The organism is Flavihumibacter sp. ZG627 (assembly GCF_000814325.1).
Lineage (GTDB): Bacteria > Bacteroidota > Bacteroidia > Chitinophagales > Chitinophagaceae > Flavihumibacter.
This window is the reverse complement of record NZ_JPHF01000002.1, coordinates 293,022-306,452: the sequence shown is the minus strand read 5'-3', so window position 1 is coordinate 306,452 and position 13,431 is coordinate 293,022. Positions and strand designations below refer to the sequence as shown.

Annotated in this window: 14 protein-coding genes; 4 read left to right on the top strand and 10 right to left on the bottom strand. The window is 42.2% G+C overall.

Annotation, left to right across the window (positions count from 1 at the left end; translation table 11 throughout):
• The first annotated feature begins 17 nt into the window (after positions 1-17).
• The gene (locus HY58_RS04780; protein ID WP_039128734.1) at positions 18-1,910 is read left to right on the top strand and encodes an ABC-F family ATP-binding cassette domain-containing protein; all 1,893 of its coding nucleotides are present in this window, start codon (positions 18-20) and stop codon (positions 1,908-1,910) included.
• Here HY58_RS04780 and HY58_RS04775 read toward each other — a convergent pair.
• Positions 1,890-3,125, bottom strand: coding sequence for an MFS transporter (locus tag HY58_RS04775; protein WP_039128732.1), 1,236 nt, complete (start codon positions 3,123-3,125; stop codon positions 1,890-1,892). The genes HY58_RS04780 and HY58_RS04775 overlap by 21 nt on opposite strands.
• 54 nt (positions 3,126-3,179) lie before the next feature.
• Positions 3,180-3,914: a DUF4197 domain-containing protein gene (locus HY58_RS04770; RefSeq protein ID WP_039128729.1), complete on the bottom strand. Its 735-nt coding sequence runs from the start codon at positions 3,912-3,914 to the stop codon at positions 3,180-3,182.
• A 130-nt stretch (positions 3,915-4,044) separates the two neighbouring features.
• Between HY58_RS04770 and HY58_RS19955 the strand changes: the two genes are divergently transcribed.
• A complete protein-coding gene (locus HY58_RS19955; protein ID WP_039128727.1) occupies positions 4,045-4,776 on the top strand; it encodes an FKBP-type peptidyl-prolyl cis-trans isomerase in 732 nt (243 codons plus the stop codon).
• Positions 4,777-4,831: 55 nt separating this feature from the next.
• Here HY58_RS19955 and HY58_RS04760 read toward each other — a convergent pair whose 3' ends face one another.
• From HY58_RS04760 to HY58_RS04745, 4 genes are all read right to left on the bottom strand, one after another.
• Positions 4,832-5,209, bottom strand: a complete 378-nt coding sequence (locus HY58_RS04760) for a PKD domain-containing protein (protein ID WP_039128724.1) — start codon at positions 5,207-5,209, stop codon at positions 4,832-4,834.
• A gap of 66 nt (positions 5,210-5,275) precedes the next feature.
• Positions 5,276-6,283, bottom strand: a complete 1,008-nt coding sequence (locus HY58_RS04755) for a TrkA family potassium uptake protein (RefSeq protein WP_039128721.1) — start codon at positions 6,281-6,283, stop codon at positions 5,276-5,278.
• A 100-nt stretch (positions 6,284-6,383) separates the two neighbouring features.
• A complete protein-coding gene (gene glgP / locus HY58_RS04750) occupies positions 6,384-8,048 on the bottom strand; it encodes an alpha-glucan family phosphorylase (RefSeq protein WP_039129679.1) in 1,665 nt (554 codons plus the stop codon).
• Positions 8,049-8,114: 66 nt separating this feature from the next.
• A complete protein-coding gene (locus HY58_RS04745; RefSeq protein WP_156123573.1) occupies positions 8,115-9,089 on the bottom strand; it encodes a hypothetical protein in 975 nt (324 codons plus the stop codon).
• Positions 9,090-9,192: 103 nt separating this feature from the next.
• Between HY58_RS04745 and HY58_RS04740 the strand changes: the two genes are divergently transcribed.
• Positions 9,193-9,864 carry a metal-dependent transcriptional regulator gene (locus tag HY58_RS04740; RefSeq protein WP_039128715.1) on the top strand — a complete coding sequence of 224 codons (672 nt, stop codon included), beginning with the start codon at positions 9,193-9,195 and terminating at the stop codon, positions 9,862-9,864.
• A gap of 9 nt (positions 9,865-9,873) precedes the next feature.
• Here the strand turns inward: HY58_RS04740 and HY58_RS04735 are convergent, their stop codons facing one another.
• A complete protein-coding gene (locus tag HY58_RS04735; RefSeq protein WP_052323844.1) occupies positions 9,874-10,488 on the bottom strand; it encodes a Crp/Fnr family transcriptional regulator in 615 nt (204 codons plus the stop codon).
• Positions 10,489-10,490: 2 nt separating this feature from the next.
• Positions 10,491-11,081, bottom strand: coding sequence for a Crp/Fnr family transcriptional regulator (locus HY58_RS04730; protein WP_039128713.1), 591 nt, complete (start codon positions 11,079-11,081; stop codon positions 10,491-10,493).
• 113 nt (positions 11,082-11,194) lie between these two features.
• Between HY58_RS04730 and HY58_RS04725 the strand changes: the two genes are divergently transcribed.
• Entirely contained in the window at positions 11,195-12,430 is a 1,236-nt protein-coding gene (locus tag HY58_RS04725; RefSeq protein ID WP_039128711.1) for an isocitrate dehydrogenase (NADP(+)), read from the top strand.
• A 22-nt stretch (positions 12,431-12,452) separates the two neighbouring features.
• Here the strand turns inward: HY58_RS04725 and HY58_RS04720 are convergent, their stop codons facing one another.
• Positions 12,453-12,719 carry a hypothetical protein gene (locus HY58_RS04720; RefSeq protein WP_039128708.1) on the bottom strand — a complete coding sequence of 89 codons (267 nt, stop codon included), beginning with the start codon at positions 12,717-12,719 and terminating at the stop codon, positions 12,453-12,455.
• A gap of 434 nt (positions 12,720-13,153) precedes the next feature.
• Entirely contained in the window at positions 13,154-13,420 is a 267-nt protein-coding gene (locus HY58_RS04715) for a hypothetical protein (protein WP_156123572.1), read from the bottom strand.
• Positions 13,421-13,431: the final 11 nt, after the last annotated feature.

The following is a 13,431-nucleotide window of genomic DNA, read 5'->3' as shown; positions in this document are numbered from 1 at the left end:
GTTTGTATCTTCGCGCCATGCATTATGTTTCTGTAGAAGGTTTAGGGAAAAGTTACGGCATCAAGCCATTGTTTGAGAAAATTTCTTTTAACATTGAAGAAGGTGATAAGATTGCTTTGGTTGCCCGAAACGGTTCTGGCAAGTCCACATTATTAAAGATACTATCCGGCAAAGAAACTCCTGATAGCGGTAAAGTGTGGATCAATAAAGATGTTACCGTTGCACTTTTTGACCAGGAACCAGAATTCATAGAAGAATTATCTGTACTTGACAATATATTTCATCATAACCATCCCACTTTAAATGCCATCAAAGCTTTTGAAGCAGCCAGTGAATCAGAGGATGCCGAGGCCCTGGGTAAAGCAATTTCAGGCATGGATGATACTGGTGGCTGGGATTTCGATTCAAAGGTAAAGCAGATTCTTGGCAAACTAAATATCCACCACCTTAACCAGGCGGTTGGTACGTTATCGGGGGGACAAAAGAAAAGGGTAGCCTTAGCGCGAACCCTGATCGATATCGGATTTGAGCATAAGCATACTTTGCTTATTATGGATGAGCCAACAAACCATCTTGATGTTCAGACCGTAGAGTGGCTGGAACATTATCTTAATCAGGAAAAAGTGACTCTTTTACTCGTTACACACGACCGGTATTTCCTGGATGCGGTTTGTGAAGAGGTTTGGGAGCTTGATGGAAACGACCTTTATGTTTATAAGGGAAATTACGAGCAGTTCATGGAAAGAAAGGCCGCCCGAATTGAGCAACAGGCCTCCAGTGTTGATAAAGCGCGTAATCTTTACCGTAAGGAGCTTGAGTGGATGCGTAAGCAACCCAAGGCAAGAACTACCAAATCAAAAAGCAGGCAGGATAATTTCTATGAAGTAGAGGCCCGGGCAAAACAAAAACTTGAGGAGCAGCAAATGCAGCTCCAGATGAAAATGAACAGGCTTGGGGGCAAGGTTGTAGAACTAAAAAAAGTTTCCAAGCAATATGACGATAAAACAATCTTAAAAGGATTCGATTACACTTTTAAGAAAGGGGAACGAGTAGGGATCATCGGTAAGAATGGTGCGGGTAAAACTACCTTCCTTGATATTCTCCAGGGAATTGTGGAACCTGATAGCGGGAAAGTAAATATTGGTGAAACTATCATCTTTGGGTACTACTCCCAACAAGGTCTCCAGTGGAAGGAAGACATGCGCGTAATTGAATTTGTGAAAGGATTTGCGGAGAGTTTTCCGCTTGCCGATGGAGGAAGTTTAAGTGCAGCGCAGTTCCTGCAGTTGTTTTTATTTAGTCCCGACCAGCAGTATGGATACATCAGTAAACTCAGTGGTGGGGAGAAGAAAAGATTGTTGTTACTCACCATGCTTTTCCGAAATCCCAATTTCCTGATACTTGATGAACCAACCAATGATCTTGACCTGCCTACATTGGCTGTGCTTGAAAACTTCTTATCAGAATACCAGGGATGTTTACTGATCGTATCACATGATCGATATTTTATGGACAGGCTGGTGGATCATCTGTTAGTATTTGAAGGCAATGGTAATATCCGGGATTTTCCAGGCAATTACAGTCTATATCGCGATTGGTTAAAAGACCAGGAAATAATCGAGGAAACCAAGCCACAGCAAGCTGCAGGTTCCAGCAATGCAACAAGACCTGATTTTGAGGATAATGGCCCAAAAAAGAAATTCAGTTTCAAAGAGAAAAGGGAATTTGAATTGTTGGAGAAAGAGATAGCAACATTGGAAACAGAGAAAAGAATGTTGGGTGAAAAAATGTCGGCCAGTGATCTGCCATATAATGAGCTTCAGCAAACGGCAGAAAGGATAGGAAAGATAACGGAATTACTGGAAGAAAAGGAAATGCGATGGCTGCAGTTAAGCGAGTTGGCTGGGTGAGGAAACGGTATTGACAGACCTGAAATTCCAGAATATAATCGCCACTAACAGGCATGCACCACCCACAACATACCAGGTATAGTGGAATCCCTTATTTTCTGCGAGTTGGGCTGAGAGCATTGGCCCCAATGTTTGTGCAGCAGACCAGGCCATGGTGTATAATGCTGCATATTCACCCCTATTGAATTCACTGCTTCGGGAAATCCAGAAACTGTTCATAAATGGCATAGAAAAAATTTCACCAAAAGTGATCAGAACAATAAGCATTGTTGCAATCAATAGCCCGATCTTTCCAATTCCAAGTATAATAAAGAATAAAGCCACCATGCCCACACCGAGGGCAATATAGGCCATCTGGTGCCTCCTGCCCTCCAGGCGGTAGATCAGCACCATTTCAAACATCACGATCAAAATGCCATTCATTGCCATGAGCATACCGATCACAGGTTCAGAAAAATGAAGCTCCCTTTTGAAATAAACTGTAACGTTTGTAAAGAGCTGGAAGAAGCAGGCACCAAATACAGCAACCAGCAGAATGAAAAAAAGATAGGTTCTGTCTTTATATGCGCTACTTATTCCATTTGCTGAAATAATTTTATCCCTTTTTAAAGGTGTAGCCTTCCATCCAATATTACCCAGGAATTTCCACATCAGTATGGCTGCAAAGAAATTGGTAAATCCATCGATCCAGAACAGCCACTCGTAGCTGAATTTTGCTATTATGCCGCCTAATGCCGAGCCCAAGGCCCATCCCAGGTTAACAGCCAAACGGTTAAGGGAATAGCTGCGTGTACGGTTTTCAGGAGTACTGTAATAAGCTATAGCCGTGGAATTAGCGGGACGAAATCCTTCATTCACAAAACTCAGCAGGAAAGTGAAGATGCATATTAGCGAAAGGCTTTTCATTTGGGCGAGCACAATAAATAATATGGATCCACCGAGTAATGTAAAAAGCTGTACTTTATAAAAACCAATACTATCAGTGAGTTTACCACCTACATATGCTCCAAAAAAAGCACCTGCCCCAAAACAGCCAAAAACAAAACCAGCCTGGCCCACGGAATATCCCATGGCCGGGCTGGTTAAGTATAAGCTAAGGAATGGCACCACCATGGTGCCGCTCCTATTGATGAGCATAATAAGTGATAGCAGCCAGGTTTCCTTTGAAAGGCCGCTATATGCATTACGGTAAACAGATAAGGTATTCGCAATCATACAGGATTGCAATTTACTTTAATCCAATACAGCCTGTCTGCCGTTTAAGTAAAATTACCTGGATCCGAAAACCTTTTTCAGGATATCGCTAACTCTTGCTGCGGGATTGGTCCTGATCTTTTTTTCTTCGTCGGCTACATAGTAGAAGATACCATCAATAGCCTTGCCGGTAACGAACCCGGAAAGGTCAGGATTCACTGGTTTCAGGGTAAACTTATTATATACATCAAAAACTTCTTTCCAATATTTTGTAGCACCTGTTTTTTCGAGGGAGTTTTCGATTATTGGCCTGAAAGCTGCAGTAAGATCAGGAGAGGTTGTTTTACGCAGGTATCCCGTGGCAGCCGAATCAGTACCGCGAAGTATTCCCACAGCATCCTGAACGGTCATTTGTTTTACTGCATTAATAAATATGGGTGCGGCCTGCTTTGACGCATCTTCGGCTGCGCGGTTCATACTGAGGATGGCATCATCAACCAGTTTACCCATTCCGATCTGGCGGAGCCTTTGTTCCACTTTGCGTGCCTCTTCAGGCATAAGTAATTTAACCGCTGCATCCTTAAAGAAGCCGTCTGCAGCAGAAAGTTTACCAGTACTGTTATTTGTTCCTACAACAAGTGCTTCTTTTAAACCGGCAATGATCTCATCATTACTCAGGGACCCGGAGCCCCCTACAGTTTTCAGAATATTACCGGCTTTCCTGAGAACATCATTTGTTTTATCAGTTTGTTGGGCCGTTGCGCAGGAGGCGAACATTACTATACTGGCGGCTAAGTAAAAGATTCTCATGTAAGTGATTTTAGAGTAAACGGGGGATAATAGATTTAAAGTATGCTAAAGCAGCAATAATAAGACCAATATGAGGAGCGAAAGGTTTAATGCAGGGATTGTATTATTTTCGATGCCACAAAAAGTAAACATGCGCAGAACGCTTCTAACATCCTTACTCCTCGCAGCAGCTGTTTCCGGTATGGCACAGGTTAAAAAGACACCTGCCGCGCCGGCCAAAGCAGCTACGCCAAAAAAACCGGCCACTGCAACGCCGGTGCCTTTAAAAAATGCAACAGATTCCATGAGTTATGCAATTGGCATGAGCCTTGCGAAATTCTACCGTGATCAGGGAATTACCCAGATCAATTCAGCGCTGGTTACAAGGGCGTTGAATGAAGCCATGAAAGGACAGAAAACATTACTCACCGAAGATCAAATGAATATGAGCATTACAAATTACCTGCAGCAACTCAAGAAAGAGAAATCAGCCGCAGCACGCAAGGCAGGGGAAACTTTCCTCGCTGAAAATAAGACAAAGCCCGGAGTGGTGGAATTGCCAAGTGGATTACAATACATGGTGGTTAAAGAAGGAACAGGTCCTAAACCAGCTATTTCAGATAAAGTAAAATGCCACTACCATGGAACGCTTATCGACGGAACTGTTTTTGACAGTTCTGTAGATCGTGGCCAGCCGATCGATTTTCCGGTAAATGGAGTCATAAAAGGTTGGATCGAAGCCTTGCAATTAATGCCGGTAGGAAGTAAATGGAAACTGTTTATTCCGGCCGACCTGGCTTACGGAGATAACCAGGCGGGAGCAAAAATACTTCCGGGAAGCACACTTGTATTTGATGTAGAACTTTTGGATATCGTTAAATAAAAAAACAGGTCTGGCGTTTTGCCAGACCTGTTTTTTTAAAAGGTACGATCAACGATTATTTAACAATAATTTTCACTTCGTCGGTGGAAAGGCCTCCTTTATCATCAATTACAGATAAGCGGAAACTATACTCTCCTTTTGATGCAACATTAAGAGCGGTGATGGCTGCCTGTGGATTAGCTATAACAACAGGTGAACCGCCTATCTGCGTCCAATGATATCTTGATATAATGCCATCCGGTTCGCGGGAGGCCGTACCATCAAGTTGTACAATATCTTTGGAGGAAATTACCAGGTCTTCGCCTGCATTGGCCTGGGGTGGAATATTCTTTACCGCTTCCTGCTTGTTATCAGCGCCATTTACTTTAACCGGATCAGTTTCAGAAAAGCCAAGGGTAGATACAAGGGATACTATTAAAAGGATCGCTTTCATAGAGGGATTTTTTGGTGATAGAATAATAACGAAGCACCTTCTTCCATTATTATGCCAGATTTCGTATTAATCTATATTCCCCTTCATTTTTTCGATCTGTGCCCTTGTACCGAGTACAAATACCTTCATTCCGCTTTTAATTTGGAGTTCATCGGGGGGATTGATCTGGAATCTCCCTTCTCCATTTCGCACCCCGATACAGTTTACTCCTGTTTTTTTCCAATCCATTATTTCCCTGAGTGAGCAATCATGCAAGGGGGCAGGCAATTGCTGGTAATCTACCGATTCAATATGGATAGACTCCCCTTCCTCACCGCTGATATAATCTATGAATTCTATCACATCCGGTTTTGATACAAGTGTGGCCATATGGGTGCCACCGATCCTGTCTGGCATTATCACATGATCGGCACCGGCCTTCTTCAGCTTTTGTGCAGAACTGTGTTCAGAAGCGCGACTGATAATCCGGATCTTAATATTAAGCGAGCGTGCCGATAAAACGATGAACACATTATCCGCATCCACCGGCAAACTGCTTATCAGTGCAGAAGCACGATCAATGCCTGCTTTTTTCAATACATCATCATCGGTAGCATCACCATGGATAAAAAGCACATGATTGTGCTCCTCTCCCATTTTAGGAACAAGTTCATGGCGCTTTTCAATTACCACAAACTGTTGATTATGTAAACCAAGGGTTCTGGCTGCCTGTTGACCATTCCGTCCAAAACCACAGATGATGACATGGTTGTTGAGTTTGTTAACAGCGTTCATGAGTTTTCGGAATTTGAAGTATTTATTGATCTCTCCGTTTATAATATGTTGTATGATTCTGGTGATAGCCCAGGCGAGTGTGATCCAGCTCAGGATGAGCATACAAACAGTAAAGATCCTTCCGTCATCACTAAGGGGCCTGACCTCAGTAAAACCTGCAGTAGTAATGGTTATCACGGTCATATAAAGAGCTTCCACAAACCGGAAGTCTTCCACTATCATGTACCCGGTAATACCAATTGATGCAATCAGGATAAGCAGCATCAATGGCTGCAGCAGTTCCCATCCTTTTGGTTGCACGCGTTCTGTTTTCTCTAAATTTAATGCAGACTATCGGATAAAAGAAAACCGGGTGCAAATGTTTTTAATTTGCACCCGGTTAACATATTAAACTAAGACTCTAATAAGCGGCGTTGTATAATATCTCATAGTATTCATGGGCCATTCGATTGCTTTCAAACTGGTAACGCACATCGCGCATTCCATTTTTTACCACCTGGCGCCAGGTTTCTTTATTACTGTAATAGAGCGGCAGCACCTGTTGTTCCAGAATCTTATAAAGCATTTCCAGGTCATATTCGTCCTGCTCATGCATATTCATATTTGCATAATCTGCTTTGGGAATCACAAAGCCATTATTGCCGTGGTTAACGAATTCCGGTATCCAGCCATCGTCGGTACTGAAGTTAGCAGCACCATTCATGGAGGCGGTCATACCACTGGTTCCGGAAGCTTCCCTGGGAACCCTTGGATTGTTGAGCCAAAGATCGGCAGCCTGCTTCATACGCTTGGAGAGTGATAATTCATAGCCGATCAAAACCGCCATGTTCTTATGTTGCTTGCTTAAATGAACAAGGTGGTTGAAATCATTGATAGCGGGATAATCCATTGGGTAAGGTTTACCAGCCCAAATGATCTGAACAGGAAAGTTCTTATTCTCAAGCAATGTGCGGAATCTTTGCTGGTCGCGGGTTATCAGGTCAGCCCTCTTATAACCCGCAAAACGCCTTGCCCATACTATAGTAAATACATTAGGATCGAATAATTTTCCCGTCTGGTCGGCAACGATCTCAAAAGCCCTTCTTTTGAGGTATTCTTTACGGTCATCAAACATTTTGTCGTTACCCTCTTCCATAAATTTATAGAGTTGCTTATCGGCCCAATAGCGCCAGTTCTGGGCATTGGTGATGGAGAGGATGGGACAGATATCCGTATATTTTTCCCACATATGCCTTGATACAACTCCGTGCAACTGGGATACACCATTGGCAATGCGCGCAAACCGCAAGGCTGCCAGTGAATGATTGAACTGGTCATCAGTAATTCCTGTAAGCGTGCGAACTTCATCAACAGAAAGGCCACAGAAATAACTCATTTTATTACAGAGATAGATATCATGCTTCTCATTACCTGCTTCTTCAGGAGTGTGTGTGGTGAAAACAAGACGTTTTTTAACTTCCTGAATATTGTTTCCAAATTTACGGTAGAGATAGAAGGCAGCACTTATTCCATGAGCCTCGTTGAGGTGGTATACATCCGGGTTATATCCAAGTTCATCCATAAGTTTTGCACCCCCAACACCGAGGAGAATGAACTGTGCTACCTTGGTGGCAACATTGGCATCATACAAACGATGGGTGATGGTTTGAGATACATAATCATTTTCGGGAAGGTCAGTACTTAACAGAAAAAGCGGAGCTGATTTAAAGGTCTCCGGGTTCAGGTAAAATACTTTCACCCAAACAGGATGATCATGAATGGATATCTGAAATTTAATACCGGTATCTTCCAGGAAGCTGTAATGTTTTTCCATCCAGGTAACCTGTAAGGTTTGGTCCTGGTTGCGCACCTGGTCGTAATATCCGTATTTCCACAAAATGCCAATTCCAAGCAGATTCTGGCGTAGCTCATACGCACTTCTTAAATGAGAACCCGAAAGAAAACCAAGACCGCCACTATATATTTTCAGCGGCTGATGAACAGCAAACTCCATGGAGAAATAGGCAACTTTTTTGGCATAGCGATCATCGTGGGCATAGGGAACTTTGTAATTTCTGAAATTCATATCAAGCATTTTCAATTGGCAATGTGTATCAGCGACGCAATATAAACGATTATTTAAAACGCATTATTACTTCTTTTTCTTGTTTGCGGGAGGTGTTGCCTTTTTCTTACGGGTGAAACTGCCTTCAAAGAAGCATTTAATATCGCGATAGGAGCCGCATCCTTCCAGTTCTTTCATGGTAACAGTATTGGCTGAAAAAGTAAAATCGATCTGGCAGGGACCATTTGTTTCAGTGTACCGGGCAGTATTTTTTCCGGTGATCTTTGCTTCGCCTTTTAATTCACCGCGGCATTCACCACCATCTTTTTCAAAGTGAACAAAAAACATTAAAGTACCTTCTGTACGGCCATCGCGGAAGGACAATACATTTTTCTTATCACGGATATAATCACCCGAAAGTTTATGTGTTGCTTTCAATGTATCAATAGGATTTAGCAGAACAGCTGAAGCAGCGTCTTTATCATTAGACTCTGTGAGGATCATTGTAAATACACCTTCCGTGTTATAAACATATACTTTCTTATTATACACCACCTGGCCATCAGAAGTGGTACGTTGTCTTAAAGTCGTAATGGTATAACGGCTATCCATGGATGCTACATTTCTATCTGCTTCTTTGGGGGTTCCGGAAATAGTTAATAGAGGCAGAGCCGTTTTGTAGATCTCTTTATCAAAAACAAGCAGGTAGGCGGATCTTTTCTGCGCCAGAACCGCTTTAACGAACAGATAGGTTTCACCATCTTCAACTTCCAATTTTCCAATTGGATAAATCTTTGGTTTGGATTTTTTACCAAAAACGGGATGGAGGATACTATCGGGTACAAATTGGGCAAATATCCTGTTTCCAATACGAAGGGAATCGGGCGATTTTGCCGGCAGGCTCGTATCGGCTACGAGAAATGGAAGTTTAAGTTCAGGGAAAAAATCTATGAAATCATCCACTTCAACCTTTTCGGTATCCAGTAATGTTTTTTTTTCTTCCTTACAGGCCATTAATAAAATAAAAAGCAAACAGGCCGTGATCCAGCTAGTACGATACATGAGATAGATTTCCGTGAACAGCTAAAATACTCTATCTGGCATAAATGCCTGTTTTTGATACGATTTAATTTTTTAGATTTACCTAAATACATATTTAGCCCAATTGAAATACTCGAGCAGTAAGGAGAATTATATCAAAGCCATTTTTCATCTTCAGCAGGATGAAGATGTGGTGAGCACAAATGCACTTGCGAAAGCATTATCAACCCGGCCGGCATCGGTCACCGACATGCTTAAAAAGCTGAAGTCACAAAAACTATTGCAATACCAGCCGTATAAGGGTGTAAAACTAACTGCGGAGGGAAATGTAATTGCCTTACAAATAATCCGCAAGCATCGTTTATGGGAGTATTTCCTGGTTGAGAAACTGGGCTTTGGCTGGGAAGAGGTACATGAGATCGCAGAAGAACTGGAACATATCAGCAGCAAAAAGTTAATAGACCGGCTTGATATATTCTTAGGCAATCCTAAAACCGATCCACACGGTGATCCCATCCCTGATAGCCAGGGAAGAATGCCATTGATCCGTCAGATCTGCCTTCTTGAACTTCCTGAAAATATTCAGGCTGATGTAATCAGCGTGAGTAATCAATCAACCGCCATGCTTGAATTGCTAAGGCATAATCATATTGCCATTGGCACCCGGTTAGAAGTAAGGAGGCGATTTGCTTTTGACCATTCCCTTGAAATCCGGATGCCATCCCAACCATTTTTTACTATAAGTGAACAACTGGCGGCGAATATTTATGTAGCCTTTGAAGCTGATTCCAAATGATGCGTTTCATCATTTTGGTTTTGTTCTAAGGAGATGCTTCAGCCTGCTGAAGGTTTCGGGTTTAATATTGAGATAAGAAGCTATATATTTCTGTGATACGCGTTGCAGCATATCAGGATGTCTTTGTATATATTGAAGAAATCTCTCGCGGGCGCTTAAACGTATTTGCGAAAGATCACGCAACTCCTTCCTTACATACATCTGTGAAGTCATAAGACGCCCCAGTTTATTCAACTCAGGCATGTCAATATATAACTGCTGCAGATGATCATAATGCAGGGAGAGTAAAACACAGGGTTCAATGGCTTCTACAAAACAAAGTGAAGGCTGCCGGGTGTGGAACGACAATTCAGAATGGATAAAATGTTCTTCTGTGGATAATTGCAGGGTAATTTCTTTTTTACCAGTGATAATATATTTCCTTGCAACACCTTTCAGGATATAGTTGAAATAATCATCAGTTTGCCCGGTTTGAACAACAATTTGCCGGCGATCAAAATTTCGGATGATGAAAAAAGAGGCGATTTTTTTAAACTGTTCTTCCGTTAATCCGGAATTGGCATTAAAAAAAGCATAAAGCGATTTCAATGCTGATTCATATTTTTTCAGGGTTGCTTCTGGCATTATCAAACGATTTTGTCTTTTTCTTCCATTAGCTGTTTTTTATACCTGCTAAAAGTTTCTGGTTCAATATTCAGCAGTGAGGCAAGGTATTTTTGTGGCACCCTGTTTATCAGTGAAGGTCTTTCTTCCATCAACATCTGGAATCTCTCTTTAGGGGTTTGAATCATCCTTTCGATATCCTGTTTTTCTTTGTAGAGGAGCCATTCAAGGATAATTAGCCTACCCATTCTTTCAAAATTTGCACTGCTGGCATAAAGGCTTTCCAGGGAAGAGCGGGTTATGAAACCGAGTGTTGCTGGCTCCATTGTTTCCAGCACGAAATCGGAAGGCACACCAGAAAGGAATGAAACACTAGATGACACAAGGTTTCCTTCCATACTAATCTGGGTAGTGATTTCTTCCTTATTGCGGTAAAAATATTTACGTATTATTCCTTTCTGAATAAAATAAACGTGCTGCTCCATTTCTCCGGCCCTGGTAAGTATTTGCTTTGGTGCACAGGTCATTATCTGAAGGTGTTTCAACAACATTTCTTTTTCATCTTTCTTAAGATCAATGAACCGGGAAATATAGGAATAGGCATCAGCTGACATGCTGTTCGTTCTTAATGCAAATCTAATACAATCGTTTATAGGACATTTTTCTCATTTGTTTTTTTCCTCATTTACCTTAGGTTTGCAGACTTGCACCAATAAATCAGGCAACTATGAGTACAAAAATCAAAGTAACCAACCCGGTTGTTGAACTGGATGGAGATGAGATGACCCGTATCATCTGGCAATTTATCAAAGACAAACTGATCCTCCCCTACCTTGAACTGGATATAAAATATTATGATCTCGGCATTGAGCATCGCGATGCTACTAATGACCAGGTTACCATTGATGCTGCTAATGCAATCAGGCAGTATGGTGTAGGAATAAAGTGTGCGACCATAACTCCTGACGAAGCCCGTGTAAAGGAGTTCAACCTTCAGCAAATGTGGAAGAGTCCCAATGGAACTATTCGAAACATCCTGGATGGCACTGTATTCCGCGAGCCCATTGTAATCAGCAATATCCCAAGGCTTGTAACCAACTGGACTGCTCCCATCATCGTTGGAAGGCATGCATTTGGTGACCAGTACCGTGCAACCGATACGGTTATTAAGGGTAAGGGAAAACTTACTATGACCTTCACTCCTGAGGATGGAAGCACACCACAAACATTTGAGGTATTTAATTTCAAGGGCGATGGCGTGGCAATGAGCATGTATAATACCGATGAAAGCATCACAGGTTTTGCCCGCAGTTGTTTTAATATGGCGCTAAGCAAAAAATGGCCATTATACCTCTCAACCAAAAATACGATTCTGAAAAAGTATGATGGTCGGTTTAAGGATATATTCCAGGATATCTATGACAATGAGTTCAAGGCATCTTTTGAAGCTGCAGGAATTGTTTATGAGCATCGGCTGATTGATGATATGGTTGCCAGCGCATTGAAATGGAATGGCAATTTTGTATGGGCCTGTAAGAACTATGACGGAGATGTACAAAGTGATACAGTGGCGCAGGGTTTCGGTTCATTGGGCCTGATGACCTCTGTATTGATCACTCCGGATGGAAAGACCATGGAATCGGAAGCAGCACATGGAACTGTTACCCGCCATTATCGCGATCACCAGGCGGGTAAACCTACGTCTACAAATCCCATCGCATCAATATTTGCCTGGACGCGTGGACTCGCATTCCGTGGAAAGCTTGATGAGAACCAGCCTCTGATTGAATTTGCAAATGCATTAGAGGCTGTTTGTATTGAAACTGTTGAATCTGGCAAGATGACCAAAGACCTGGCAGTATGTGTTCATGGTAATAAGGTGAGTCACGGTGAGCATTACCTGAATACGCAGGAATTCCTCGATGCCATTGATGATAATCTGAAGAAGAAAATGGGATTCTAAATTATGAATTCAGAAGGCCGCCTCAAATAAGCTTTGAGGCGGCCTTTTTTATTCTATCACCTAAAACCTTAAGGGTTCCATTGCTGGAGAAATCGACTACATTAAAGAGGGTTTTATTACCCGGGTGGAGCGGATGATCATACTGCACTTTATATTCCCATTTGATGTCGGTATCCGGATTTTCATAAGCCGGTCCTTCTTCGAGGATCTGGCCATTAAATGCATAGATTGTGCAAAATGCGCTTATGACCTTAAAATTGTAGAGCGCCACAACTTCTATGAATATCACCTTCCCTTCCTTTATAGGCAGTCTGTTTGCAGGAGCGTATAACGGGAGCTTTAATGAAATCTGCCATTACCAGGTTATATTCCGTTTTATCGCCTTTTCGGGAGGGGTATAAACCGGCTTACGGTGCCGTTACGGTACCGTCAATTGTTTTAGTATCCTTCGGTACTTCTTCGGCTATTGTAATACTTACCTTAGCCGAAACCCTTCACCAACTCTCTCCCCTATCAAAGGGACAACCTTGCTCCTGGTCCCCATCTGGTCCCTATTTTAGAACATTGCCTTAATGATGTTAGATTTGAGGAAGGCGAAAAGAAAGCTAATATATATACTAAATATATTTAATGCCACCAAATAATATAACAATTTTTATATTTCAAATTATGGGCACGAAAAAGCCGCCTCATTTCTGAAGCGGCTCCCTTGTTTGTGTTTGTTTATCGCTTTGTCTTTTTGGCATCAGCCGGCTGTGTTGAAACGGCATTTCGCCCTTTTTCTGCTTCTGCCCGCTTAACCTGTTCCTCCTGCTCACGGGCGATCTTGCGCATATTTTCAATTTTACGTTGCATGATCATTTTGTCAGGCATAGGCCTGTTGCTTGGAAGCAGTGCTTTATCGGCCTTTGAATGTGTCTGGGCTTTCAGGCTATCGGATGCTGCAACCAGCATGAGCAGCATGATTATGTATTTGATGATGTTTTTCATATTAATATGTT

Coding starts and splice junctions, on each gene's coding strand:
- HY58_RS04760 (WP_039128724.1), bottom strand. CDS start 5,209: ATGAAAGCGATCCTTTTAATAGTATCCCTTGTATCTACCCTTGGCTTT.
- HY58_RS19955 (WP_039128727.1), top strand. CDS start 4,045: ATGCGCAGAACGCTTCTAACATCCTTACTCCTCGCAGCAGCTGTTTCC.
- HY58_RS04725 (WP_039128711.1), top strand. CDS start 11,195: ATGAGTACAAAAATCAAAGTAACCAACCCGGTTGTTGAACTGGATGGA.
- HY58_RS04730 (WP_039128713.1), bottom strand. CDS start 11,081: ATGTCAGCTGATGCCTATTCCTATATTTCCCGGTTCATTGATCTTAAG.
- HY58_RS04780 (WP_039128734.1), top strand. CDS start 18: ATGCATTATGTTTCTGTAGAAGGTTTAGGGAAAAGTTACGGCATCAAG.
- HY58_RS04770 (WP_039128729.1), bottom strand. CDS start 3,914: ATGAGAATCTTTTACTTAGCCGCCAGTATAGTAATGTTCGCCTCCTGC.
- HY58_RS04715 (WP_156123572.1), bottom strand. CDS start 13,420: ATGAAAAACATCATCAAATACATAATCATGCTGCTCATGCTGGTTGCA.
- HY58_RS04745 (WP_156123573.1), bottom strand. CDS start 9,089: ATGTATCGTACTAGCTGGATCACGGCCTGTTTGCTTTTTATTTTATTA.
- HY58_RS04775 (WP_039128732.1), bottom strand. CDS start 3,125: ATGATTGCGAATACCTTATCTGTTTACCGTAATGCATATAGCGGCCTT.
- HY58_RS04735 (WP_052323844.1), bottom strand. CDS start 10,488: ATGCCAGAAGCAACCCTGAAAAAATATGAATCAGCATTGAAATCGCTT.
- glgP (WP_039129679.1), bottom strand. CDS start 8,048: ATGAATTTCAGAAATTACAAAGTTCCCTATGCCCACGATGATCGCTAT.